Source organism: Thiomicrospira sp. ALE5 (assembly GCF_900112445.1).
Lineage (GTDB): Bacteria > Pseudomonadota > Gammaproteobacteria > Thiomicrospirales > Thiomicrospiraceae > Thiomicrospira.
In genome coordinates, this window is sequence record NZ_FOYY01000003.1 from 1,158,593 (window position 1) to 1,182,261 (window position 23,669).

General features: G+C 45.4%; 26 protein-coding genes and 1 pseudogene. 11 read left to right on the plus strand and 16 right to left on the minus strand.

Annotation, left to right across the window (positions count from 1 at the left end; all coding sequences use genetic code 11):
- Nucleotides 1-3 precede the first annotated feature (3 nt).
- From BM293_RS05635 to BM293_RS10245, 4 genes and pseudogenes are all read right to left on the minus strand, one after another.
- Entirely contained in the window at nt 4-1,257 is a 1,254-nt protein-coding gene (locus BM293_RS05635; protein ID WP_093447456.1) for a glutamate-5-semialdehyde dehydrogenase, read from the minus strand.
- A gap of 120 nt (nt 1,258-1,377) precedes the next feature.
- Nucleotides 1,378-2,943, minus strand: a complete 1,566-nt coding sequence (locus BM293_RS05640) for an ATP-binding protein (protein WP_093447885.1) — start codon at nt 2,941-2,943, stop codon at nt 1,378-1,380.
- Between the two features lie 361 nt (nt 2,944-3,304).
- A pseudogene (locus BM293_RS05645) lies at nt 3,305-3,820 on the minus strand (outer membrane protein); the annotation flags it as partial.
- A 30-nt stretch (nt 3,821-3,850) separates the two neighbouring features.
- Nucleotides 3,851-4,021: a hypothetical protein gene (locus BM293_RS10245; RefSeq protein WP_159428462.1), complete on the minus strand. Its 171-nt coding sequence runs from the start codon at nt 4,019-4,021 to the stop codon at nt 3,851-3,853.
- 409 nt (nt 4,022-4,430) lie between these two features.
- Between BM293_RS10245 and BM293_RS05655 the strand changes: the two genes are divergently transcribed.
- Nucleotides 4,431-4,610 (plus strand): type II toxin-antitoxin system Phd/YefM family antitoxin, encoded by a 180-nt coding sequence (locus BM293_RS05655; protein ID WP_159428463.1) that lies wholly within the window; start codon nt 4,431-4,433, stop codon nt 4,608-4,610.
- A gap of 62 nt (nt 4,611-4,672) precedes the next feature.
- Here the strand turns inward: BM293_RS05655 and holA are convergent, their stop codons facing one another.
- The 3 genes from holA to leuS are packed head-to-tail and all read right to left on the minus strand — an operon-like array spanning nt 4,673 to nt 8,712.
- Nucleotides 4,673-5,689, minus strand: a complete 1,017-nt coding sequence (holA, locus tag BM293_RS05660) for a DNA polymerase III subunit delta (RefSeq protein ID WP_093447461.1) — start codon at nt 5,687-5,689, stop codon at nt 4,673-4,675.
- Complete coding sequence (gene lptE / locus BM293_RS05665) at nt 5,689-6,213, minus strand: LPS-assembly lipoprotein LptE (protein ID WP_093447462.1); 525 nt, start codon at nt 6,211-6,213, stop codon at nt 5,689-5,691. The genes holA and lptE overlap by 1 nt, the downstream gene beginning before the upstream one ends.
- Before the next feature lie 6 nt (nt 6,214-6,219).
- Entirely contained in the window at nt 6,220-8,712 is a 2,493-nt protein-coding gene (gene leuS / locus BM293_RS05670) for a leucine--tRNA ligase (RefSeq protein ID WP_369793718.1), read from the minus strand.
- A gap of 75 nt (nt 8,713-8,787) precedes the next feature.
- Here leuS and BM293_RS05675 point away from each other — a divergent pair, with 75 nt between their 5' ends.
- From BM293_RS05675 to BM293_RS05685, 3 genes are all read left to right on the plus strand, one after another.
- A complete protein-coding gene (locus BM293_RS05675; protein WP_093447465.1) occupies nt 8,788-9,168 on the plus strand; it encodes a zinc ribbon-containing protein in 381 nt (126 codons plus the stop codon).
- 117 nt (nt 9,169-9,285) lie between these two features.
- Nucleotides 9,286-9,540 carry a ribbon-helix-helix domain-containing protein gene (locus BM293_RS05680; RefSeq protein WP_093447467.1) on the plus strand — a complete coding sequence of 85 codons (255 nt, stop codon included), beginning with the start codon at nt 9,286-9,288 and terminating at the stop codon, nt 9,538-9,540.
- On the plus strand, nt 9,537-9,962 hold the full coding sequence (locus tag BM293_RS05685; protein ID WP_093447468.1) for a type II toxin-antitoxin system VapC family toxin: 426 nt from the start codon (nt 9,537-9,539) through the stop codon (nt 9,960-9,962). The genes BM293_RS05680 and BM293_RS05685 overlap by 4 nt, the downstream gene beginning before the upstream one ends.
- A gap of 170 nt (nt 9,963-10,132) precedes the next feature.
- On the opposite strand, the gene BM293_RS05690 is transcribed toward BM293_RS05685, so the two are convergent.
- The 6 genes from BM293_RS05690 to BM293_RS05715 all read right to left on the minus strand — a co-directional run bounded on the left by BM293_RS05690 (nt 10,133) and on the right by BM293_RS05715 (nt 13,266).
- A complete protein-coding gene (locus BM293_RS05690; RefSeq protein ID WP_234968913.1) occupies nt 10,133-10,381 on the minus strand; it encodes a type II toxin-antitoxin system YafQ family toxin in 249 nt (82 codons plus the stop codon).
- On the minus strand, nt 10,365-10,634 hold the full coding sequence (locus BM293_RS05695) for a type II toxin-antitoxin system RelB/DinJ family antitoxin (protein WP_093447470.1): 270 nt from the start codon (nt 10,632-10,634) through the stop codon (nt 10,365-10,367). Before BM293_RS05695 ends, BM293_RS05690 begins: the two co-directional genes overlap by 17 nt.
- 124 nt (nt 10,635-10,758) lie before the next feature.
- Nucleotides 10,759-11,034: a type II toxin-antitoxin system RelE family toxin gene (locus BM293_RS05700; protein WP_093447471.1), complete on the minus strand. Its 276-nt coding sequence runs from the start codon at nt 11,032-11,034 to the stop codon at nt 10,759-10,761.
- Nucleotides 11,024-11,233, minus strand: coding sequence for a type II toxin-antitoxin system RelB family antitoxin (locus tag BM293_RS05705; protein ID WP_093447473.1), 210 nt, complete (start codon nt 11,231-11,233; stop codon nt 11,024-11,026). The genes BM293_RS05700 and BM293_RS05705 overlap by 11 nt, the downstream gene beginning before the upstream one ends.
- Nucleotides 11,234-11,399: 166 nt before the next feature.
- The gene (locus tag BM293_RS05710; RefSeq protein WP_093447474.1) at nt 11,400-12,299 is read right to left on the minus strand and encodes a hypothetical protein; all 900 of its coding nucleotides are present in this window, start codon (nt 12,297-12,299) and stop codon (nt 11,400-11,402) included.
- On the minus strand, nt 12,286-13,266 hold the full coding sequence (locus BM293_RS05715; protein WP_159428464.1) for an MBOAT family O-acyltransferase: 981 nt from the start codon (nt 13,264-13,266) through the stop codon (nt 12,286-12,288). Before BM293_RS05715 ends, BM293_RS05710 begins: the two co-directional genes overlap by 14 nt.
- A gap of 416 nt (nt 13,267-13,682) precedes the next feature.
- Between BM293_RS05715 and BM293_RS05720 the strand changes: the two genes are divergently transcribed.
- The 5 genes from BM293_RS05720 to BM293_RS05740 all read left to right on the plus strand — a co-directional run bounded on the left by BM293_RS05720 (nt 13,683) and on the right by BM293_RS05740 (nt 17,617).
- Complete coding sequence (locus BM293_RS05720; protein WP_093447477.1) at nt 13,683-14,078, plus strand: transcriptional regulator; 396 nt, start codon at nt 13,683-13,685, stop codon at nt 14,076-14,078.
- 62 nt (nt 14,079-14,140) lie between these two features.
- The gene (locus tag BM293_RS05725; RefSeq protein ID WP_234968914.1) at nt 14,141-14,368 is read left to right on the plus strand and encodes a type II toxin-antitoxin system ParD family antitoxin; all 228 of its coding nucleotides are present in this window, start codon (nt 14,141-14,143) and stop codon (nt 14,366-14,368) included.
- Nucleotides 14,358-14,660, plus strand: a complete 303-nt coding sequence (locus BM293_RS05730) for a type II toxin-antitoxin system RelE/ParE family toxin (protein ID WP_093447480.1) — start codon at nt 14,358-14,360, stop codon at nt 14,658-14,660. Before BM293_RS05725 ends, BM293_RS05730 begins: the two co-directional genes overlap by 11 nt.
- A 230-nt stretch (nt 14,661-14,890) precedes the next feature.
- The gene (locus BM293_RS05735) at nt 14,891-15,823 is read left to right on the plus strand and encodes an Rpn family recombination-promoting nuclease/putative transposase (protein ID WP_093447482.1); all 933 of its coding nucleotides are present in this window, start codon (nt 14,891-14,893) and stop codon (nt 15,821-15,823) included.
- A 159-nt stretch (nt 15,824-15,982) separates the two neighbouring features.
- Entirely contained in the window at nt 15,983-17,617 is a 1,635-nt protein-coding gene (locus BM293_RS05740) for an alpha/beta fold hydrolase (RefSeq protein WP_093447483.1), read from the plus strand.
- Between the two features lie 21 nt (nt 17,618-17,638).
- Here BM293_RS05740 and glnE read toward each other — a convergent pair whose 3' ends face one another.
- Complete coding sequence (glnE, locus tag BM293_RS05745; protein ID WP_093447485.1) at nt 17,639-20,395, minus strand: bifunctional [glutamate--ammonia ligase]-adenylyl-L-tyrosine phosphorylase/[glutamate--ammonia-ligase] adenylyltransferase; 2,757 nt, start codon at nt 20,393-20,395, stop codon at nt 17,639-17,641.
- A gap of 384 nt (nt 20,396-20,779) precedes the next feature.
- Between glnE and BM293_RS05750 the strand changes: the two genes are divergently transcribed.
- Both BM293_RS05750 and BM293_RS05755 read left to right on the plus strand, forming a co-directional pair.
- Complete coding sequence (locus BM293_RS05750; protein WP_093447486.1) at nt 20,780-21,118, plus strand: P-II family nitrogen regulator; 339 nt, start codon at nt 20,780-20,782, stop codon at nt 21,116-21,118.
- Between the two features lie 34 nt (nt 21,119-21,152).
- Nucleotides 21,153-22,394, plus strand: a complete 1,242-nt coding sequence (locus BM293_RS05755) for an ammonium transporter (RefSeq protein ID WP_093447488.1) — start codon at nt 21,153-21,155, stop codon at nt 22,392-22,394.
- Between the two features lie 76 nt (nt 22,395-22,470).
- On the opposite strand, the gene BM293_RS05760 is transcribed toward BM293_RS05755, so the two are convergent.
- A complete protein-coding gene (locus BM293_RS05760; protein WP_093447489.1) occupies nt 22,471-23,013 on the minus strand; it encodes an SgcJ/EcaC family oxidoreductase in 543 nt (180 codons plus the stop codon).
- A 26-nt stretch (nt 23,014-23,039) separates the two neighbouring features.
- Complete coding sequence (locus BM293_RS05765) at nt 23,040-23,666, minus strand: BMC domain-containing protein (protein WP_093447491.1); 627 nt, start codon at nt 23,664-23,666, stop codon at nt 23,040-23,042.
- Between the last annotated feature and the right edge of the window lie 3 nt (nt 23,667-23,669).

Sequence of the window (23,669 nt, forward strand, 5' to 3'; positions counted from 1 at the left end):
AGCTTATTGGCGGATATGGCCATCACCCAGCACGATATACTTCTGTGACGTCAGTCCCTCTAGCCCGACCGGACCACGCGCATGGAATTTATCCGTACTAATACCAATTTCCGCACCCAAGCCATATTCAAAACCATCGGCAAAACGGGTTGAGGCATTGACCATCACCGAACTCGAATCGACCTGCGCCATAAACTGACGCGCCTTGGTATAGTTTTCGGTAATAATCGATTCCGTGTGCGCCGAACTGTATTGAGCAATGTGCTCAATCGCCATCGGCATATCCGCTACCATGCGAATCGACAACACTGGTGCCAAATATTCGGTTTGCCAATCGTCCTCAGTCGCCCGCTTGGCCTCAATCAAGGCACAGGTTTTTTCACAACCACGCAATTCGACGCCTTTTTCTTGATAGAGTTTGGCTAACTCAGGCAAAACGTCAGCCGCCCGTGATTCGGCGACCAATAGGGTTTCCATTGCATTACACACGCCATAACGGTGTGTTTTGGCATTCAACGCCACCTTAATCGCCTTGTCTTTATCGGCATCATCATCAATATACACATGGCAAATGCCATCCAAATGTTTAATCACCGGCACACGCGCATGTTCGCTAATTCGGGCAATCAGCCCCTTGCCGCCACGCGGGATAATGACATCGACATATTTGGGCATCGCAATCAACTCACCTACCGCTTCACGGTCGGTGGTTTCAACCACTTGCACCGAGGCTTTTGGCAGGCCTGCTTGCTCTAATCCGGCCTGAATACAGGCCGCCAAGGCACGGTTTGAGTGCGCCGCTTCCGAACCACCACGCAAAATCGCAGCATTGCCGGATTTTAAACACAGCGCCGCCGCATCAATGGTCACATTCGGGCGCGATTCATAAATAATCCCCACTACACCCAGCGGCACCCGCATTTTGCCGACTTGAATGCCGGACGGACGATAACGCAAATCGGTGATTTCACCAATCGGATCGACCAGGCCTGCTATTTGACGCAGCCCTTCTGCCATCTGCACCACGCCTTGATCGGTAATCGCCAAACGATCCAGCATCGCCGCATCCAAACCATTGGCTTTGCCTGCTGCTAAATCCTTGGCGTTTTCCGTTTTCAAAAATTCGGCTTGCGCTTGCAACTGCGCCGCCATCGCCAATAAGGCATAATTTTTTTGTTCGGTGGTCGCTGTCACCAACACCCGAGACGCCGCACGCGCCGCCTGCCCTAAATTTTGCATATAGTCTTTAATATTCATCGCCATCTCTTTTATGTTTAATCTGCTTTTTTATCTGCATTTGTTTATCTGACTAAGTTACCCATCTCGTCATTTTAGCCTTATTAATAAAGCTTGCCAAACATCTGCTTTCCGAGGGTTTTAAGAGTTAAGGCTCAGTTGTTCCCATTCAAACTGGGCGATGTTCTTTTGCTCGGCGTTAAAGTGGATGCCGATTAGGTAGATGGGTTTTTGCGCGTCCAAGTATTTATCGGCATAGCGTTTGTCTTTGATTTGTTGCAAGGCGTTGGCGCTGGGTTTATTCGGGTGATCGACTTTGAACTCCATGATATAAATCGCCTGATCCATCAGAATCGTCAGGTCAATTCGGCCCTGGTTGGTGACGTCTTCACCAATAATGCTTAATCCAAGGCTTTGCAAATACACATAGACGACGCTGGCGTAAAAGCCTTCATAGTTTTGAATGACGTTGTGGGTGTAGTTGTTGTAGGGAATGCTCGCAAACATGCTGCTAAGCGCTTGTTTGAAACTGTCCATATTATTTTCGAGCAGCGCCATGTGGATATTAACTTGAATATCCGCTTGGTTGCTTGGGCTGTTGTTGAACAGCTTTAAGATAGAGTCCGTGAGTGACGCTTTAACTTCAAGATTGGGCAGTTTAAGGTAATAGTAGGTTTTTACGCCCAGCGTTTGCACTCGATCAATGGTGAGATACCCGCTTTGATAAAGGATCACTTCTAAGTCCAAGTTATCAATATCAAAACTGTTGAGCAGTTTTTCATCGACGCGTAAGTTGGTCAGACTGGGCAGGAAATAGTGTTGTTTTTTAATCAGTTCGATTAAAAAAGTCGGTGTGCCGCTTTCAAACCAGTAATTCGCGTATTTGTGGTTTTTGGCGATGAATTTTAGAATGTCGAATGGGTTATACATTTTGCTACCAAGGAAGTTGTAGCCGTTGTACCATTCCTTGAGCTTTTCCCTATCAACGCCTTCTAGATACGGTATAAAAGTTGTGTCGATGTCATGCTGGCTGTAACCACAGATATCCCCAAATTCCTCATCGAGTGAGATGTCGGTGATATTGTTTAAGCCACTAAATATCGAGGTTTTAGTAAACTTGCTGACCCCGGTTAAAAACGCAAAGCGTAAAAACTCGTCACTGCCTTTGATCACGCTGTAGAAGTTGACCAGGCCGTCGCGGATTTCTTTTGCGATTTCGGTGTTGGTAATGTTGTCGAGTATCGGCTTGTCGTATTCATCAACCAGTATCACGACTTTTTGGTTGTATTTGGCGTGGGCTTTGCGGATGAGTTCTTCAAAACAACCGGCGACACTGTCGGGTTCTTCACAGTCAATATCCAGTTCTTGTTGGTTTTGTTTCAGAATACGCAATAGCCTGTGATCCAGTTGTTCACGACTCTCAATTTTACCGGAAGCAAAGCTCACCCGAATCACCGGATAACGAACATCCCAATCCCATTGATTCTCAATCGCCAGGCCTGCAAAGAAGTGTTTATTGCCTTCAAAAATATTACGCAGTGTATCCAAAAACAGCGATTTACCAAAACGACGCGGGCGGCTTAAAAACACATACTTGTAGCTTTGGAGCAACTCATACGCCAACCCCGTCTTATCGATATAAACGTAATTATCTTCACGAATTTCGCTAAAGGTTTGAATACCAATGGGGAGTTTTTTCAGTGTCATGTTCATTCTTAGGATAAAGCTATAAGACCAGTATAGCAAACTCAATACATTTGCTAGTTCAAAAAATCGAAGCGATAAAAACATTACTAACCTAACACACATTTTGGCTGAAGTAAGAGCAAAAGTTGAGGCATGCAGTGCTAGCTTGGCAGACAATGCATAGGTTGAGTTTAAAACCTGATTTAAAATGTCTGATGAGCAAGATTAGATTTGTGCGCGCTAATTGATGGGTTTTATGCGCAGAATATTATCCACCTCAATAGGTTAAAAACAGGACAAGGGTTTTTAGACAGAATTAAAAAGCCCTATTTTTGATAGGGCTTCGACAGCATTCCAAAACTTTCCGAAGAATGCCTGTTGCTTAGAAACGGTATAGCAAACTTAACTCTACACCAGATGTAGAGATATTATCAGTTTTTGCTTTTATTCCAAAACGGTCTGTACCATCATCGAAAAGTATGCCTGTGGTATCAAAGTTTGAGCTGCTTAAACTCATCCACTCCCCACGAACTGAAATATTGTTTGTTAACGCATATTCTGCGCCAATGCCAAACCCTATTGTTGTAACATTACCACTATACTCAAATTTTTGATTAAAAAGGCCATCCTGCTCACGGAAACCAAACTTAGTTTCAGCCTCTGTTAAACCATAGCTAAATCTTGCATAAACCAATAGGTTATCCATCGCTAGGTAACCAGGCATCAACGATAAAGATAATGACTGACCAAGTTGAGTTTCCGCAGTAAAGCGACCTTCATCAGCTATATCTCTGCTTCTTTTTGTATCACCAAGAGAGTTTCGATAGTTGAACTCGCCACCAAAATAAAAACGATCAAAAGTTTGACCATAACCTACTAACAAACCGACAGGTGTTCCACCATCAGATTTTTGTTTGAGCTTTAACGATTATGAAGAGTCTTCTCCTCCGAAAACTTCAACAATCGTTCCAGTTGTTTCACTTGTAGTATTAAGGCTATCAACTGATAAACCACCATATAAACCATCAAAAGGTGATGCAGCTAGTGCGTTACCAGACACAAAAACTGTAGTTAAAGCAGCAATTAATGTTTTTTTCATTCTTCATTCCTTGATTAGATTTGCAATTAAATCAAAGCAAAAAACCTTTTGCTCCGATAGCGGTGCAAATATAGGCTTTTTTCATTAGCAAATCAAGCTCCGATAACGGAGCAAGACATGAATTTAATTGGCAACACAATTCGTAAACTTAGGGAGGAGCAAGGGTTAACCCAATATCAATTTGCCGCACGCTGCAATTTAATTGGCTAGGATATTTCACGAGGTACGCTGGCTAAAATAGAATCGAAAGTGCGCCGCATCACAGATATTGAAGTTGCACTTCTCGCACAAGCATTAAATCGACCTATCGAATGTCTGTTTGATCAGGCCTGCTCAACAACACGGCCATCTTGACAAGTTGTCAACAAAAGTTATGGTAAACCAATATGATTTACTAAGGACACGCAAAATGCACTCATTACACGTCGCTGAATTTAAAGCCAACTTAACTAGCATTTTGGCTGAAGTTAAAACAAAAGGTGAGGAATACATTGTTGAGTTTGGCCGCAATCATGAAAAAGTCGCGGTGCTGATTCCCTATGAAAAATACCAACAGCAGTTCCAGCAAGGTGTCAAACTTGGCCCTTAGGAGATTAGATTGCCACGGCCTTCGGCCTCGCAATGACCCGTTATTTCTCGGTGGTTCAAACCCTAACGCGCGATTTTCATCGCTAAATCGGCCAGACCCAACCAAGGGTCACCCAGTTGTAGCCCTTTGACTTGGCGATCTATTTGATAGGCATCTAACAACAGTCGATGCCAAATTTTGAGGGGATGCCGCGATAAGGCTTGACGATATTCGGCTTGCTTGCTGGCCCAAATCCGCTGTTCTTTCATCGCTAAATTAACATTGCTTGCCTGTGCCAGTTCAATCAGCGTGCGTAACTCTTTAGTAAACAACCACAACACGATAGGCGCTTCCGTGCCCTCTTGTTGCAAACGGTGCAAGACATGTAACGCCTGCTTTGCCTCACCATTTAATAACAGACTGCTCAAAGCAAATAACTGATAGTGCGCCTGATCGACCACCTGCGCGGCAATATCGGCATCGGTAAACTGCTTAACACGTCCCTCTCCGGCACTAGCTGGATAACGCAAGCTCAACTTAATCAATTCTTGCTCGGCAGCGAGCATATTACCCTCTACCCGCTCGGCTAATAAAGCGGCCGCATCGGGGGTTAATTGCAACTGATGAGAGATGGCTTCTTGCTGACACCAACGCACCAACTCCTGCTGCGCCAGTGGTTTGGCTTGCACCACCAGGCCTGCTGATTCAATGGCTTGTGCCCATTTGGCCTTAACTTGACGACTTTCTAAACGTTCACAATAGATAACCAATACGCAATCTTGCGGCGGTTGCTTACACCAGTTCAACACAAATTGACTGCCTGGCGTGCCCGGATTGCCACTTGACAGGGCCAGCTCTATTAAGCGTTGATCCGCAAATAACGACCCGGTTTGGGTTTCCATCGCCAAGCCTTGCCAGTCAAATTGCGCATCGACATCATAACGGTCGCGTTGCAAAAAACCCTGGGCTTTAAAATACTGGCGCAACGCATCGGTGACCCGCCGCACATACAACGGCTCCTCGCCATACACCAGCATAATCGACGGATAGCGCCAATAGCCTTGATGAAGTTGTTTAAGGAAGGCCGGCGCCAATAGCATTAGCGCGCCGGCTCTGATGGGAGTTGGCGACTAACACGATCTAAAATGTTACGCGCCAACTCTTGCCACATGGGTTCTTGTAACTCACGCCGTTCACGCTCCGCCGCTAAACTGGCGGCAGGATCCACTTGCACATCACGCATCACCATCACTTGGGTGTCTAGTAATAATTGCTCATTAGCGACATCATGCAAACGAATTGCTTGGGTCATGCGGATCAACTCACCAATGACCTCACCCGCTTGATTGCGCGAGCTGGTACTGGTTCGTGTTTCATAACGGCCTAATTCCAAGTGATAAGGGGCTTGCGCCAAACTGCTCACTCGCTCAACCCCTGCGGCATCAAGCTGTTGATTGAGCGCGGCTAACAAACCCGCTGGACTGTTGCCCGTAATATAAATGGCTGACAAATTAAGCTGCCCACCAAAACCACCGGTGCCACGCAATCGAAAACCACACCCGGACAAAGCAGCAACCGAACCGGTGACCAGGCCTGCTAACCATGCTCGACGTGACAAGATCATCGCAGTCTAACCTTTTACCACGAAATTGACCAAACGCCCCGGCACCAAAATTTCTTTCACCAGTTCTTTGCCGTCAATAAACTTGACTACCGATTCTTCGGCTTTGGCGGCGGCTAAAATCGCATCTTTTGGGGCATCCTTCGCCACGGCAATTTTGCCGCGCAATTTGCCATTGACCTGCACCATCAGTTCAATTTCATCCTGCACTAAGGCACTGTCGTCGACTTTCGGCCAGCTGACATCCAGCACCAGGCCTGGTTTGCCGAGTTGCTGCCATAAAACCTGAGTTATATGCGGCACCATCGGCGAGAGCATCAAGACTAATAACTCTAAGGCTTCTTGCATCAGGGCGCGCCCTTGCTCGCTGTCGTCTTCAAACTTCGCCAAGGCGTTCAACAGCTCCATACAAGCCGCAATCGCAGTGTTAAACTGCAAACGGCGACCGATATCATCCGATACTTTTTGCAGGGTTTCATGCAACTTCAAACGTAAGGCTTTTTGCTCTTTGTTTAGTCCGTCATTCGACTGGCAGGCCACCAGGCCTGGTGATTGTTCAACATGCTGATGCACCAAACGCCAGACACGGTTTAGGAAACGGTGTGCACCCTCAACCCCCGAATCCGACCATTCCAAACTCTGCTCCGGCGGCGCGGCAAACATAATAAACAAACGCACCGTGTCGGCACCGTATTTTTCAATCAAGCCTTGCGGGTCAACGGTATTGCCTTTTGATTTCGACATCTTGGCACCGTTCATCAATACCATGCCTTGGGTCAGCAGGTTTTTAAACGGTTCATCCGAATTGACCAACCCGACATCACGCATCAGCTTGTGGAAGAAACGCGCGTACAATAAATGCAAAATCGCGTGTTCAATCCCGCCGATATATTGATCCACCGGCAACCAATAGTTGGCGCGTTCATCCAGCATCGCCTGACCATTATCGGCACAGGCATAACGCGCGTAATACCACGAGGATTCAAAGAAGGTATCAAAAGTGTCGGCTTCGCGCTTGGCCGCTCCACCGCATTTCGGGCAGGTACAGTTTTGGAACGAGTGCAATTTAGCCAAAGGCGAACCCGCGCCATCCGGCACCACATCTTCCGGCAAGCGCACCGGCAAGTCTTGTTCAGGCACCGGCACCGGGCCGCACTCAGCACAATAAATCATTGGAATCGGGCAACCCCAATAACGCTGGCGCGAAATTCCCCAGTCACGCAAACGGAAATTGGTTTGCTTGCGCCCCAAACCTGTTGCACCCAATAACTCAGCGAGTTTGTCCATCGCACCATTAAAGTCCAAGCCATCCAGTGCGCCGGAATTAAATAACACACCGCGTTCGGTATAGGCCTGTTCGGACACATCGACCGACTCCGCATCCTGTGGGCGAATCACCGGCGTAATCGGCAGACTGTATTTTTGCGCAAATTCATAGTCGCGCTGGTCATGCGCAGGCACCGCCATCACCGCACCGGTGCCGTACCCCATCAGCACAAAGTTCGCTGCCCAAACCGGCACGATTTCATTGCTGATCGGGTGGCGAACACGCAAACCGGTATCAACGCCTTTTTTTTCCATGGTTTCCATGTCAGCTTCGGCGGTCGAGATATGCGAACATTCCTCAATAAATTGCGCCAAAGGTTCATTCATCACCGAGGCTTGTTTGGCCAAAGGATGATCGGCCGCCACCGCCACATAAGACACGCCCATCAGGGTATCCGGGCGCGTGGTATAGACTTTTAAGGTTTCATTTTGACCTTCAAGCGGGAACTCGATTTCCATCCCGGTTGATTTGCCAATCCAGTTGCGTTGCATGGTTTTGACCTGCTCCGGCCAACCTTCCAACTGATCTAAATCTTGCAACAACTCATCGGCATAATCGGTGATTTTTAAAAACCACTGCGCGATTTCTTTACGCTCAACCGGCGCACCGGAACGCCAACCCTTGCCGTCAATCACCTGCTCGTTGGCTAATACGGTTTGATCAACCGGATCCCAATTCACCACTGACAGCTTGCGATATACCAAGCCTTTTTCATAGAGCTTGGTAAACAACCATTGTTCCCAACGGTAATAATCCGGTGAACAGGTCGCCACTTCGCGTGACCAGTCGTAACCCAAGCCCAACTGCTGCAACTGGTTACGCATGTAATCCATATTGTCATACGTCCAAGCCGCTGGTGCGACCTTGTTTTGCATCGCAGCATTTTCCGCCGGCAAACCAAACGCATCAAAGCCCATTGGCTGCAAGACGTTTTTGCCCAACATGCGCTGATAACGCGAGATCACATCGCCAATGGTATAGTTGCGCACATGCCCCATGTGCAAACGCCCGCTCGGATAAGGAAACATTGACAAGCAATAATATTTTTCCTTGCTTGGGTCTTCGGTGACTTCAAACACTTTTTGCTCTTGCCAAACCTGCTGAATAGCGGCCTCTAATGTTTGTGGTTGATAAGTTTGCGCATTATCGCTTGCGGGTGCACTCATGATTCCCATTCCTAAATTCTTTGCGGTATGATTAAAATATTGGCGCCATTATAACAAAACAATCTCAACCCTAAGGAGACAGTGATGTCACTATCAGATAAATTACAAGCGGCTTATAACCGCTTAACAGACCAGCTTTTAATCAATATGAAATCGGCAGAAGAGACTAGCTTGCATTGGCTAGGTGAACAGCTGGACCATCTGCAGCAAAATGCTAAAGAATTGGGTTCTGAATTAGCGGTACTCACCGAGCATGAACTGCATGAAGTGCAAGACATCCTGCAACGTGATATCGAACAAGCTGCAGAGTATTTGGAAGACAGTGGCCAAGGGCTCGATGCGTTTGTTGAAAATGATTGGCCATTGATTGAAGGCATCTTGTCGGAAAAAGCCTTATCGCTGGCTGATCCCAGCCACATTCACCACCTCAAACTACGCTTGCAAGCGGCCATGAACAAAGACTAACTAAACTGTGAGCCACTCGGCGTTTTAATATAACGCGCCAAGAAGAATTGATGCAGGTTGTTTATTGCAAACCCATGTAATACAATAGCGTCATACAGCTAGATGAGGAATAAAAACATGATTAGTTTGCGCCTACCTAACGACCTCGAACAACAATTAGTGCAATTTGCCAACCAAACCCACCGAACCAAAACCGATGTGGTCAAATTGGCATTGGAGCGATTATTTGAATCGGAAACCACAGCTGCCACGACGGAAGGTGAACGTGCGTTACAGATTTTTGCGCAAAATGGTTTGCTCAATGCCCTATCTGCCGATGCCGATTTTTCAGCGAACTACAAAGCGGAATTGGATTGGAGCGACAAGCTATGATTATCGCCGATACCGGATTTTGGGTCGCCTTATTTAGCCCAAACGACCAGTATCACGCACTGGCTCAGCAAAAACTAAAACAACTTAACGAGCGATTAATCACCACCTACCCAGTTCTAACCGAAACCTGCCATCTTCTTTTAAAGCGTTCCGGGCAACAGGCAGTTATTGGGTTTATGAACAGCTATGCCCAAGGCGCGTTTCAGCTTTATCATTTAGACCAAATACACCATCCAAAACGCATTATCCAAGCGATGAAAAAATATGCCGACTTACCCATGGATTTAGCCGATGCGTCGCTGGTCATGCTGGCGGATCATTTAGGACACGGTAGAATTTTAACCACCGATGCGCGCGACTTTCACACCTATCGCTGGAAATCCCACCATCCATTTGAAAACCTGTTGAACCCACTGAATTAAAAAACGGCTGACGCACTTAAAACGCCAAACCCAAACCCAAACAACAATCCACCAGGCCTGGTGGTGAGCAAGCGGTTGAGGTCTGAAAGTGCGGTTTAATCAAAAAGCTCGGCGTGAGTGCCAACGCGAGTAAAGATAAGGGTTTGCACTTTTAGCGTTTTATCAAGTTTTTAAATCAGTAAAAAATCACCCCCAATATGACACTCACGAAACCCTTTCCAGTTCCCGACCAATTCGTGATCGCGAAAGATTGGATCAAGCGGCGCATCGTTAGCAATTAAACTCAGCATTACGCCTTTGAGCTTGGACATATCATAACGACCAGAGTGGACAAGACGCTCCCAATCTTTTAAGAACTGCCTTGTAAAGTCGGCCTGCCGAGGAAGTGAGGCCTGTTTGGATTTAGCTTTGCTGTTCAAGCGCATTCATTAATTCATCTGCAGATTCAAAACGACTGCGTTTAGTTTTCACTATACTATCTGCCTCCGCCATCGTCGCTAGAGTAAGGGCATTCGGTGCTTTAATTTCAAACGGAATTTGTTTTTGCGCTACGACTTGAGTTAAAAAAACACGCACCGCCTCCGATAAGGACAACCCCATAGAAGCTAAGGTATCTGACGCCTCATTTTTAATCGCTTCATCCAAACGAATATGTAAAACCTTTGTACTCATGGCAAAAGCTCCTGTTATCAATGAGAATAATTGTATACAAATTGTGATACACAAACAAGTTCAACATAATAAATCCACCAGGCCTGGTGGCGAGCAAATCGGGTTTTGGCGGGAATTAGGGGCATTAACTTTTAGAATAAACCTCTTTGCGATGACGAATTTTGACGACATTAATCACAACACGCTGCTCAATGACTTCATAAATCACGCGATAGTTACCCACACGAAAACGATAATAGGGCGACAAGTCACCGACGAGTTTTTTGCCTATAAAAGGATTCACCACTAACTTGGTTTTAAGCGCCTCTAGAATTTTACGCTGCCAGGCCTGATCAATTTTTTTCAGGTCTTTAATCACCTTGTCATCAAAAACCAACTGATAGTTTTGTTCAGTGCCCAAGCGCTTTTTCCAGTTCTTCGATGCTTATCAGGTTTCGATCTTGCGAATTGCTACGAGTCTGTGCCTCCAACCAATCCTGCATATCTTCTTTATAGTTTTCTAATGCATTTTTCACAAAAAAACTTTTAGGACGCTGGGTTTGCTCAGCCAAAGCATTAAGAAAGTTTTCCATTTCAGTATCTAATCTGACGGTTAACATAACATGCCTCCTATGCAATACATGTATTACACATAATACACTAAGCCCTAAATCTGTCAACCCACCAGGCCTGGTGGTGAGCAAATGGGTTTTGGCGGGAATTAGGCCCGGGTTAGTCTTTGGCTAATTGATCGCGGAACACCTGCTCAAAAATCGGCACCAAATATCAATGCAAGGCCTGCAGCTCTTTTAAAATAGATGCTGTTCTTTTAAGCCTCCCTATTTCATTTGGATGATGCTCTGTATCGCAAATCTCTGACGCTGACAGTTCTGTTTTATCAACAATGAAGGCTACATTTTGATAACTCGGTAACTTAGAAATGACGAGTGAAAAATTTTCAATCATTGCCCCCTGGTCGAGATAATGCTCAGCTGGAAAGACAAATAAAATTTGTGCTTTAGGAAACGTTAACTTCAAAAACTCGACCTGATCCTTCACCTTTTCAACTTGAAACTCAACTGAAAGGCTTTCAAAGCGTCTACCTGCTCGACTGTAATCACAATTAACAGACGAATGAATAAGATCACCATAATTATTGATCATATAAAACTCAGGCTCATCAAAAACCAATTTTCTATGCTCAATAACAGACTTTACAGATTCGATCATAAAACGTGAAAAGGTTTTATTTGGTATTAATTGAACATCAGCGCTCTCACCGAAAATATTAAAATTACTTCTTACCAAATCTCTATCCAGTTCTCTTGAGAACTGGATAGAGGAATAAACAACCACCTCTACAGAGTCTGCATCTAAAGAATTCAAACTTGAAATGTATTCCCTATAATTTTGATTATTAAATCCTTCACTCCTTAATGAAAAATTCAGAAAATGTAGACCTGTTTCTTTGCTTAACATTTGAGCTGACAGACCAAAAATTGCATTAGATCCCCCAAGAACAAGAGCTTGAGGAGTAGTATTTATTAGATTTTCATAATGTTGATCAATTATTCGTTGCTGTGAAGCATTATCACTTCCTAAATTTACATAAAACAAATATGCAACATAAATTACGATTATGATAGGGATCCCAATATAAAGCGAAAGCTTATTAACGCTGGCCATAAACGGCATAATCCAACCCCACACTTGTAGACACTAATAGTACAAACAGCCCTATCATTACCATTTGAGAAAACGGCACTCTAAGAAACTTATAGTTGCGCTTTGCGACATGACGATTACGCAAAAAAGCAAACTCAACAAACATCAGCATCAACCCCAAAAACAATGCAATCAAAGCCGCCTTTGGAACACTTAACATGTGCGTTAATACCTCTGTATTTGCATCCCAAGAAAACATCAGTTTTTCGATTAGCCGGGCAGTATCTGAATCAGCAAATACCATTCGGCCAATAACCACACCCATGACCAACAAAACCGGCACCATGAATAGCACCTTTTTTCGTTTTAACAAATAAAGAGTTAAGACAAAAAGCAAGCCATGCAACAATCCCCAAATCAAAAAGTTAAACGTGACGCCATGCCAAAAAGCGGATGCAAGGAAAACGACTAAAATTGCTAGCTGAGTGCTAAATCGCGAAAAGTTCAACTTACGTTTAACGGGTTCATAAAACACCGCTTTTAATACAATCGATAAGCTGACATGCCAGCCTTTCCAAAAATCAATCAGATTGCGTGCAGAAAATGGCTGTCTGAAATTCAATGGTATCTTCACCCCAGCGATACCAAACAGCCCATAGATCATAAGCGACAGTCCAGCAAAGTTTGCATAAACAAACAATTCAAATATCACAGCGAAAGTTAACGCACTTGCCAGATCGGTAAGCTCGATCATGCTAAAGAATTCAGTTAAAGGCGTTGCAATCACCTTAAATAAGAAAATACCAATCACAATAAATGGCAAGTAGTAAGCCAGCCGCTTTCTAAACTGCTTATGTGCGTGTGACTTAAAGAAAGTGCTGATTGGGCCTGTAACCAATAAAAGAGGGTTAGCGCCAATCAATATGTTATTGCCAGTTAGATTGTTACGTTGAATGTGATAAGCAAAATAGGCCGTATAAAAAGCCAAGCCATAAAAAATCAAATTTGTTGACGTCGCATGAGACCCGGTAAGTGTTTCTGTAAAGCCAAATAAAGAGGTGAACGATATGCTAAAAAATAATCCGTAAACCAACCATGGGCTTTTTGTTAACAACCAAATGGCAAAAATAAACGCTGACACTATCACTGGTATTGCGATTTTTGAAACCACTTCAAAACTACTGGATACGGAAGATGTCAAACCTAGCTGGCTAGCGTAGAGATAAATAAGCCCTATAAAAACCGAACTCAAAATGAAAGATTGAGTTACAAACTGCGCAGGTAAATGCTTCATACTACTTAGTTCTTAAAAAAACCTGAAGTTTAACAAAAATTAACTAGTTAGTTTAATTAAGTTAACCACTAGTTAATTAAGTATGGCGTTTTCATTTAACTTTCTGTTACATGAATGAAGCCCAAATGTTTAGTGAACGCCTTAAAGAAGCTATGCTCAATAATGGCTATGAACTCAGACCAATCGTAATTGAACGCGAGTTTAATCAGCGCTATTGGGGTAACTCTATTTCCTTCCAAGCAGCACGTCGCTGGTTACATGGCGAAGCTGTTCCCACCCAAGACCGCCTCCAAGTCCTAGCCGAATGGCTGAATGTCGATCCGCATTGGTTGCGCTTTGGGGAGAAGTTGTCCGGTTCGGTGCAACAACAGCGCAAACGCTGGGATGCGAATATGACCCCGCAAGAACGCCAGGTGGTGGAAAGTTTTATGAGCCTGCCGCCGGATAAGCGCAAAATCGTCGGCGAAATCGTGTTCGCCTTTGCGCATTCAACCGCCAAATCTTGACTTATGACAAAGATTGCCATAATGTAAAATGTTGAATATTATTGGAGAAAATGATGGCGACCATGAATATTTCGTTACCGGATCAAATGAAAAACTGGGTTGAAGAGTCGGTTCAGTCAGGTCTTTATGCCAATGCATCAGATTATGTTCGTGACCTGATTCGGCAAGATCATCAAAAAATGGCGGCGTTACGCCAAGCGTTAATCGAGGGTGAAAAATCCGGTGAAGCGCGCGTGTTTGATTTAGAGGCGTTTATCCATAACAAAAACAAACCGCGCAATGAGGATTGAACTTAAGCCTAAAGCACATGACGATTTAAGCGATATTTGGAACTATACCTGCCAACAATGGGGTACTGCGCAAGCTGAAACGTACATTCGCAACATTTGGCAAACCATTGAAAGTTTAAAATCCAATTATAACGCTTCACAGCATATCGATTTTGTTCGAACAGGTTACCGCAAAATACAAGCCGGTTCGCATGTTATCTTTTTTAAACCTACGACTACATCTATTACGATTATCCGCACCCTACACCAACAGATGGATATTGAGCGGCATCTTGTTTCCGCGCCGGAATAATAACTACCAGGCCTGGTGCGGTTGTAAGCTTTATGAACCTGCCGCTGGAAAAGCGAAAAATCGTCGGCGAAATCGTGTTCGCCTTTGCGCATTCAACCGCCAAACATTGACTGATAACAAAGATAGCCTCAGCGAAATGTAGTGGGAATTCATATAGGCAAACTCACCACGATTTGCCAAACCTACTTAAATCACGTTAAAATACTTACTAATAATAACGGGGCTCATAGATGGCAATCCAAAATAATCAAGACCACGACAGCCCTTGGAAAGAGGCGCTAGAGCTATATTTTAAAGAAGCAATCGCGATGTTATGTGCTGACATTCACCGGGCGATAGATTGGACTCAGCCAATTGTGTTTTTAGACAAAGAACTACAAAAGATTCTCGCTAAAGCCGAACGCGGTCGCACCTATGCCGATAAACTGGTCAAGGTCAAACTCACCAACGGTGAAGAAAAATGGTTACTGATTCATATCGAAGTGCAGGGTGAACCGGAAGATGGCTTTGCAAAAAGGATGTTCGACTACAACAGCCGCATTCGCCAGCGTTACAAAAAAGATGTAATCAGTTTAGCGATCCTAACCGATACCCGCAAAGACTACCGAGAAAACCGTTACCAATTTGCTATGTTTGGCTGTGAAATCACATTTACCTACCCGATAATCAAGTTGCTGGATTTTTTACCTCAGCGCCAAGCCTTGCTGAATGACGACAATGTATTTGGCTTGATTATTCTGGCGCAGATTGATGCCAAATTACTTAAAGACCCCATGCAACGCCTTGTAGCAAAAGTGACCTTGATTCGCCAGCTTTATGAGCGCGGTTATGACAAGCAACAAATTCTCATCCTCTTCAACCTGATCGATTGGATGATTACGCTGCCTAAAGAACTTGTGATAGAATTTGAACAAAATGTCGATGAAATCGAACAGGAGAAGGATATGCAATACATCAATTCGTTGGAGCAATTGTATCTTGAAAGAGGCATACAAAAAGGCATACAAAAAGGGATGCAGGAAGGGATGCAACAAGCTAAGCTGGAAGCCGCACACACCATGATTAAAGATTTTGGGCTTTCTGTTAAGGACGTGGCTTTGAAATTAAAAGTGCCGCTGGATGACTTGGTGGCGTATATCAATAAGCAGGATACAAAATCTTAATCCAATATCTCTTGCACCCCAAAACCAACAACGCCGCAGCGATGGGCGTTTTGCTATCGCCGCACCTACTCTTGCCTAATATCGAAAAACTTGCACAATAAATCGCCAGACTTATACGACACTATAACTATTGTTCATTATGGTTAAAGGTTGTTTGCTATGTCGCACGCTCGCGCAGTTTTAACAGGTTTGGCAGGCTTTTTGGGGTTAAGCTTGGGCTTGATGAGCGCACCCTCGATGGCCAATACCCTGTCAGCAGGCCTGCTGCAACAAGCCGAACCCGAACGCGGCTTTATCAGCGAAGCATTATTTTTTGAGACAGACGACAGACCTTTACAGTATCAAGCACTTGGCGATGGCCACCACACCATTTTATTACTGGGTGGCGGCCCAGGCTTTAGCAGCTGGAACCTGACACCAATCCAAGAATATCTCAGCCAGGATTTTCGCGTGTTATTGATGGATATGCGTGGTATTGGCAGCAACAAGCATCATGATGATAAACCGGATGCGTTACTCGAACAATGGCTAGAGGATCTTGAGCATTTACGTCGCCATGAAAACCCAGGCCAGTTTATTTTGATTGGCCATTCTTGGGGCGCCCTAATGGCACAGCTTTATGCTCAGCAGAATCCCACGCGTGTGCAACGATTAATTTTGCTGAATCCAGTCGACCCTGAACTCAGCGCACTTGACAACCTGACCCAACAAATTGATGCTAAACAACGCAAATGGAATTTAGCCGCCGAACCTGATGATCCTTTTGAAAATTATGCGCCTGCCAGTTTAAGTGAACAAGCTATTGTGGAGCGACAGCTTACCCAAGTTCTGCCCACATACTTTTATCACCTCGAGCAAGGGCTTACTTATGCCCAGCTGTTCGACCACCATGACTTTGAACTAGCCGTTAATCACGCGGTATGGCAGTCCTATCGCCAACAACCGCTCGACCTAGCCCAGATGACCGACATTGCCAAACGCCGAGCGATTGAATGGATTGGTTGTCGAGAAGATATTTTAATGCCAGGCGCGCTAACCGGCTACCAGGCCTGGTTCCCCAAGCTGTCTTACCAACTGCTTGAGCAATGCAATCACTTTCCTTGGGAAGAGCAGCCAACTGCCTTTTATGCCGCGCTCGATCAAGCACTCACCAATCCACCGCCTGAAGACGATTACAGCGACTTAACCGCAGCTGAACGTGCTTGGTTATTAGATGACAGTGGTTTAGATGAGCTGGTAAAAGCCCTTGATGCGACTCAACGCAATGTCCGTTTTAGCGAGCCTTTTAATCTTGACGAAGATTATTACATGACCAACCACATAGCGTTAGCAAGCACAGCATTAACAGACGGCTGGGGTAAGCTAACACAGTGTCACTACAACCTAGACCCTGTTCAAAGCCTTCAAATAGTGTACAACCCAGATAACACTGCAAACATTGAAATCCTATCAGATCATGGCATTGAAATGGCATGGGTGGAAGGCCCCAGTGTACAGCTAAACGGTATCCAACCTGGCGCCAGTATTTGCGTTGAGGCTGACACCCAAGCGCTAATTCAGCGCGACCACGACTATGTGATTGAGCGAGGGCCATTTATGCGCCGATTTTTAGATGGATTCTATCCACTTCATGTCAAACTCTCGGTGAGTTGGCCAAACTTACCACTCGTTGCGACCAGCATGAGCCCACCGCAACAGACGGGTGTATATCTTGAACAAACAGAAGACTCATTGAGTATCGACTATTGGTTTCGCGGTGAGCTACGTACTCAACTCATCTTGGAAGAAAAATAGCAGGCTTGCGTCTTCAAGCCACTAAGCCTCCATCACCCTTTGCCAAATAGCGCTGACTTCGTCGCAGGCCTGCTGATAAGGCTTGCGCTCCACCATACTGCCGTCCTTTTGCAGCGCCAAGCGATGGTAAGCACTTCGGTAACGACGATAGTGATCCTGCAAGGCTTGCACCTGCGTATCTGGAAGAAGGTCTACAGTCTTAAGTGCATCTAAAATACGCATATTATCCGAGTACTCAACCAAACTCGGGTAGCGTGATGCATAAGCCAACACCCAATACTGCACCATAAACTCAATATCAACAATCGCCCCCACGCCATGCTTTAAGTCCAACCAATGTGCATCGGATTTATCCAAGGCTTCACGCATTTTTTTGCGCATCGCCACCACCTCGTCGCGCACCAATTGACTTTCACGCGCCTGGGTTAAAAACGTTTGCCGAAAGCGTTCAAAGGCCGCACAGTTTTGGGTCTGCCCAACCAGCGCGCGTGCACGTATTAATGCTTGATGCTCCCAATTCCAGGCTTTATCGCGTTGATACTGGGCAAAGCTATCTAAACTCGACACCATCATGCCGCTGGCACCGTTAGGGCGCAACCGAGTATCAACCTCATATAACTGCCCTGCTGGCATCATGGTTGTAAGCACAGAAATAATTTTCTGACACAAACGGGTCATAAACGGCCCGTGCTCCAATGAACGCGCACCATTGGTACGCCCCGTTGCTTCAATACCATGATACAAAAACACGATATCTAAATCTGAACCATAACCCAACTCGATACCGCCGAGTTTGCCATAGCCAATTATCATCAACGGCGACGCCTCGCACCCTGCTGGCAAGCCATGCTTAGCGGTTAAATGTTGCCAAGCATAATCATGACTTACCTGAAGAATAGCCTGCGCAATCCAAGTTAAATAATCACTCACCTTCATCACCGGTAACTGACCGGTCACATCCGCTGCTGCTACTTTAAAAACCTGAGCATGTCGCCAATGACGTAGTTGCAACATAAACGCTTCTTCGTCATCACTATAAAGTCGATGCAGCTCGGTTGCTTCCATGAGTAATTCATCAAGGGTTAGCGGACGATACAAACTACGTAAATCCAACAACTGATCCATCAATGCCGGATATTTCACCAACATTTCAGTTAACCACGGACTCACCTCGCACAAAATTAATAAATGGGCAAGTGCCTGTGGATTTTCTTTAAGCAACACCAAATACACACTGCGGCGCACCACCGCCTCTATTACCGCTAATACCCGTTGCAACGCCACTTCTTGCTGTTCGCGCTCGGATAGCGCTTTTAATATCAACGGCATCACTTGCTCTAAGCGGGTGGTCGCTTCGCCACTCATGTGACTCAAGGCGCGAGTCTTTTTAAACTGGCGTAATAAATTCAAAATATCGCCAGGGTGCCTGAAGCCAAACTGCGTTAGGATAATCAACGCATCATCTTCCAAAGGCCCCTTCCAAGCCTGTGCTAGTGCATCAGTCAAATCGCATACATCCGCTTCATCGGCAAACACGTCATCAAAATGCTGCTGTACTAGGTTACGGTGCCCATTCAACACGTCTAAAAAGGCAGCATAATCCACAAAGCCCATTGCTTGCGCGAGCATCAACTGCTGATGCGGTGATTCGGGTAAATCATGGGTTTGTTGATCATTCCAGGCCTGCAGACGGTTTTCAGTAAAGCGCAAAAAGGTATAAGCCTTCGCTAAATCATCGGCATCCTGTGGGGCAATATAGTCTTGAGCCGCTAAATACTGCAAAGTAGGCAGCAACTGGCGGCCTTGTAAATGTAGATCACGCCCGCCATGTACCAATTGAAACGCCTGCACGATAAACTCGATTTCGCGTATACCGCCGCGACCGAGCTTAACATTCGATTCCATGCCTTTTTTGCGTACTTCGGCCATAATCATGCGTTTTAAATCACGCAACGAATCCATCGCGGTGTAATCCACATAGCGGCGATACACAAACGGGCGCAAGATATCAAACAACTCTTCAGCAGTGTCTTCAGGACCGGCAATCGCTCGCGCCTTAACCAAGGCATAGCGCTCCCAAGCGCGACCATGCGCTTCATAATAATGTTCCATGCCAGCAAAACTTATAGCTAGCGGACCCGCATCACCAAAGGGTCGCAACCGCATATCGACTCGATACACAATGCCATCTTCGGTCATTTCAGTCAGCGATTTGTTTAAGGCTTGACCGAGCTTGCTAAAAAACTGGTCATTAGAGATTTGTCGCGTGCCATTGGTACTGCCGGCTTCGGGAAAAACAAAAATCAAATCGATGTCAGATGAAAAATTAAGCTCATGCCCGCCCAGCTTGCCCATGCCAATAATGACCATTTTTTGTGGCATGCCCGAATCGCGTCCCATTGGCTGGCCAAATTTTTGCTCAAAAACCGGCTCCCAATAAGCCAATGCACCGCCAACCAGCCCGTCGGCCAGTTCGGACAAGCTACGCAAGCTTTCGGTTAGGCTAGCTGCCCCGGCTAAATCACGAACCGCAATACTGACCATAATTTCTCGGCGCAATTCGCGCAACACCTTGACTAGCTCAGCATCCGTTGCAACTTGCGACAACCGTTCCAAACAATAGTCTTTAACCTGCCCCGGTTGCCAGGCCTGCTGATAATCGCGCTCAGCTAAGCTGGGCACACGCGCCAGTTCGCGGGTTAAGTATTCACTCCAGGGCTGGAGAAGGTGAGGATTTGTGAGCGCCTCAGGATAAGAACAATCAGGCAATAGCGACATGCGAACTCCTTATTAAGCCGATTTCTGATACCAGTATAAACGAGTTGGGCCGGTTTCGCCGGGCGCCAATATTTAAACAATTGCTTCTTTATAGCAATTTCGAGCATTGCCATTATAAGCTCCCTGATACCAACCCAGAACCAAATTGCACCAAATTTAATGAAGTATGCACCAAAATATTAATATTTACCCCTCCTAACCCATAAAAACATTTTAAAAACCTAAAATATTAAACTAAACCAATGTTTTAATTGTATTTTTTATAATCAGGCACATCATAAGCTTTATTTGCAACGAGATCTTTTTTTTAACTCCATTTTTAACCGGTTTTGATCAAAAACAACTAGAGACCGCGTTAGAAATGTTTTTTAGAGGTTACTAAGTATGAAACTTATAGTGGCAATTATCAAACCCTTCAAACTCGATGATGTGCGTGAAGCACTTCATGACATCGATGTTCACGGGATGACTGTAACAGAGGCCAAAGGTTTTGGTCGCCAAAAGGGTCACACTGAAATTTATCGTGGCGCTGAATACGCGATTGAATTTTTACCAAAGGTTCGCCTAGAAATTGGGGTGGCTGATGACAAAGTTGACAGCGCTATCGAGGCAATCGGCAATGCCGCCCGAACTGGGAAAATTGGGGATGGCAAAATCTTTGTAATGCCAATTGAGCAAGCTGTTCGGATTCGTACCGAAGAGTCTGGCGATGTTGCGCTGTAACGCCCAATACTAAATTAGCAGAAGGAATTTTATTATGGAACAACAAGTCATCGAAGTCAGTTATGCACTCGATACCTTTTACTTCCTCATGGCCGGTGCATTGGTTATGTGGATGGCGGCAGGCTTTACTATGCTAGAAGCCGGTCTAGTGCGTAGCAAAAACACGACTGAAATCCTGGCCAAAAACATTGGTCTTTTCTCCATCGCATCATTAATGTATATGATTGTTGGTTACAACATTATGTACGGTGAAGGTGTTAACAGCATCATCCCAAGCCTAAGCTTTTTATTAGGTGGTGACAACACGCTTGAAGAAGTTGTAGCCGGTGAAGCTTACTATTCAAACCTAGCTGACTTCTTCTTCCAAGTGGTATTCGTTGCCACAGCGATGTCAATCGTGTCTGGTGCGGTTGCAGAACGTATGAAGCTGATGTCTTTCTTCGCGTTCGCAGTGGTATTGACTGCAGTCATCTACCCAGTACAAGGTTACTGGACTTGGGGTGAAGGTTTCCTTGACGAGTTAGGTTTCTCTGACTTCGCAGGTTCTGGTATTGTTCACATGGCCGGTGCCGCTGCTGCTCTAGCAGGTGTATTGGTTCTTGGCGCACGTAAAGGTAAATATGGCCCTAACGGTGAAGTCCGCGCGATTCCAGGTGCAAACATGCCACTAGCCGCACTGGGTACCTTTATCCTATGGTTGGGTTGGTTCGGCTTTAACGGTGGCTCACAGTTACAAATCACCACTGTTGAAGATGCAAACGCTGTAGCCGCGGTATTCGTAAACACGAACTTAGCTGCAGCAGCAGGTGTGATCGGCGCCATGGTGGTTTCTAAGATCCTATTCGGTAAAGTTGACTTAACCATGATCTTAAACGGTGCGTTAGCAGGCCTGGTATCTATTACGGCTGAACCTTTAGAACCATCACCACTAGGTGCAGCGATTGTTGGTTTCATTGGTGGTGCGATTGTAGTCTTCGCTATCCTAGCCTTGGATAAGAAATTCAAAATCGACGACCCAGTTGGTGCGATTTCAGTACACGGTGTGGTAGGTATCTGGGGTCTTATCGCGGTCGTATTCAGCAATGGCGATGCGAGCATTGTGTCTCAGTTAATCGGTATCGTGGTTATCTTCAGCTGGGTATTCCTTGCTAGCTTACTAACCTGGTTTGTAATCAAAGCGATCATGGGCGTACGCGTCACTGAAGAGCAAGAGTACGAAGGTTTAGACAAGTCTGAATGTGGCATGGAAGCCTATCCAGAGTTTGATAACAAATAATTTACTTAACCTTAGCCTACAAAAAACCCATCAAATTGATGGGTTTTTTTATAACTAAATTAGTATCAAATCAAAACTACTGCGGCATAACCGAAGAGTGGTGATGCAAAATCTTCCAGCGTCCAGCATAAAATGCGTAAACAAAAGTATAGCGCGCTTTAACTAACTTCCTTCTAGACCCATCATGACTTACCTCAAACTGATAAACACCCGCATCAGTTAATTTATTGCAACCCTTTCTTACAATACGCTGCAACACCGTTGCCCTAGGCTGCTTCAGCAAGAAATGCTTAAAATAAGCTTCGATCTCAGCCAAGCCTGAACGCGGCAGGTTTGATACAGTTGGCAGCAATACCGCATCATCAGAATAAAGCGCTGCAACACTGCGCGCATTACCCGATGCCAATGCATCATTCCAAGCTGTAAATAATTGTTCAGCCAATGCCTCATCGACTGGCGCACAATAATTCACTTCACGCCCAACAGGAGGGATATCAAACGGTTGCTGTACACTAGGCAAACGTGGCGGCGTCACATGACGCAAAGAATTGTCCAGACTGACGCCAGAATGGCGCATATAATCGATGCCTGTCGTGCCTGTAATACGATTATTTGCCATAGCAAACCTTCCCTTTGCGCAAATAGTTAAACACGCACATCCTGACCTGTTAGATTTTGAATGGCTTTGGTCGCCGCTTCAGCGGCAACATTTATATCAGCCTCTCGGCCCGCCATAATCAAGCGACCGTATGCGCCCACCGCTCGCGCTTCTATAAGGGTAATGTTCGACGCTTTTTCAGCTTCATTTGCCGCATACACGATATAACCAGCGGGCTCAGTTTCTAAAATATACATACTCTGCCCTGGCAAAATCATTGAACCACGACGATTATCACGGTTGATCAATACAGCATGGTCAGGCGTAATAGCACGAATAATTTCATTCCACATAATGTGGCACTTTTGACGCGAAGACTCATCAGTTTGCAAATAATCAAGCACCTTTTGCCCAGACTCAAGTACATCACTTTGATCACGGTGATGAAGGAACATTGAACCGTATGAACGCTCAACAATCTGTTGACCTAGATGAACATTAGAACCTTTTAGCGCGATATCCGTAAGACGGTGCACAGCCATACCCGGCGCAACTTCCATCCACAGACAGGCATCACCTGGTACAGGCAAAAAACCCTGAGAGGCTGTCCCCATGTAGGATGCAATCTGCGGCTGTAACGAATTTATAAAAATGTAGGTTCTAAGCTTAATCATAAG

What these genes read in the sequence shown, in the direction of transcription:
- BM293_RS05635 (WP_093447456.1), bottom strand. Translation starts at nt 1,257, where the DNA reads ATGAATATTAAAGACTATATGCAAAATTTAGGGCAGGCGGCGCGTGCG.
- BM293_RS05640 (WP_093447885.1), bottom strand. Translation starts at nt 2,943, where the DNA reads ATGACACTGAAAAAACTCCCCATTGGTATTCAAACCTTTAGCGAAATT.
- BM293_RS10245 (WP_159428462.1), bottom strand. Translation starts at nt 4,021, where the DNA reads ATGAAAAAAACATTAATTGCTGCTTTAACTACAGTTTTTGTGTCTGGT.
- BM293_RS05655 (WP_159428463.1), top strand. Translation starts at nt 4,431, where the DNA reads ATGCACTCATTACACGTCGCTGAATTTAAAGCCAACTTAACTAGCATT.
- holA (WP_093447461.1), bottom strand. Translation starts at nt 5,689, where the DNA reads ATGCTATTGGCGCCGGCCTTCCTTAAACAACTTCATCAAGGCTATTGG.
- lptE (WP_093447462.1), bottom strand. Translation starts at nt 6,213, where the DNA reads ATGATCTTGTCACGTCGAGCATGGTTAGCAGGCCTGGTCACCGGTTCG.
- leuS (WP_369793718.1), bottom strand. Translation starts at nt 8,712, where the DNA reads ATGGGAATCATGAGTGCACCCGCAAGCGATAATGCGCAAACTTATCAA.
- BM293_RS05675 (WP_093447465.1), top strand. Translation starts at nt 8,788, where the DNA reads ATGTCACTATCAGATAAATTACAAGCGGCTTATAACCGCTTAACAGAC.
- BM293_RS05680 (WP_093447467.1), top strand. Translation starts at nt 9,286, where the DNA reads ATGATTAGTTTGCGCCTACCTAACGACCTCGAACAACAATTAGTGCAA.
- BM293_RS05685 (WP_093447468.1), top strand. Translation starts at nt 9,537, where the DNA reads ATGATTATCGCCGATACCGGATTTTGGGTCGCCTTATTTAGCCCAAAC.
- BM293_RS05695 (WP_093447470.1), bottom strand. Translation starts at nt 10,634, where the DNA reads ATGAGTACAAAGGTTTTACATATTCGTTTGGATGAAGCGATTAAAAAT.
- BM293_RS05705 (WP_093447473.1), bottom strand. Translation starts at nt 11,233, where the DNA reads ATGTTAACCGTCAGATTAGATACTGAAATGGAAAACTTTCTTAATGCT.
- BM293_RS05710 (WP_093447474.1), bottom strand. Translation starts at nt 12,299, where the DNA reads ATGGCCAGCGTTAATAAGCTTTCGCTTTATATTGGGATCCCTATCATA.
- BM293_RS05720 (WP_093447477.1), top strand. Translation starts at nt 13,683, where the DNA reads ATGAATGAAGCCCAAATGTTTAGTGAACGCCTTAAAGAAGCTATGCTC.
- BM293_RS05725 (WP_234968914.1), top strand. Translation starts at nt 14,141, where the DNA reads ATGAATATTTCGTTACCGGATCAAATGAAAAACTGGGTTGAAGAGTCG.
- BM293_RS05730 (WP_093447480.1), top strand. Translation starts at nt 14,358, where the DNA reads ATGAGGATTGAACTTAAGCCTAAAGCACATGACGATTTAAGCGATATT.
- BM293_RS05735 (WP_093447482.1), top strand. Translation starts at nt 14,891, where the DNA reads ATGGCAATCCAAAATAATCAAGACCACGACAGCCCTTGGAAAGAGGCG.
- BM293_RS05740 (WP_093447483.1), top strand. Translation starts at nt 15,983, where the DNA reads ATGTCGCACGCTCGCGCAGTTTTAACAGGTTTGGCAGGCTTTTTGGGG.
- glnE (WP_093447485.1), bottom strand. Translation starts at nt 20,395, where the DNA reads ATGTCGCTATTGCCTGATTGTTCTTATCCTGAGGCGCTCACAAATCCT.
- BM293_RS05750 (WP_093447486.1), top strand. Translation starts at nt 20,780, where the DNA reads ATGAAACTTATAGTGGCAATTATCAAACCCTTCAAACTCGATGATGTG.
- BM293_RS05755 (WP_093447488.1), top strand. Translation starts at nt 21,153, where the DNA reads ATGGAACAACAAGTCATCGAAGTCAGTTATGCACTCGATACCTTTTAC.
- BM293_RS05760 (WP_093447489.1), bottom strand. Translation starts at nt 23,013, where the DNA reads ATGGCAAATAATCGTATTACAGGCACGACAGGCATCGATTATATGCGC.
- BM293_RS05765 (WP_093447491.1), bottom strand. Translation starts at nt 23,666, where the DNA reads ATGATTAAGCTTAGAACCTACATTTTTATAAATTCGTTACAGCCGCAG.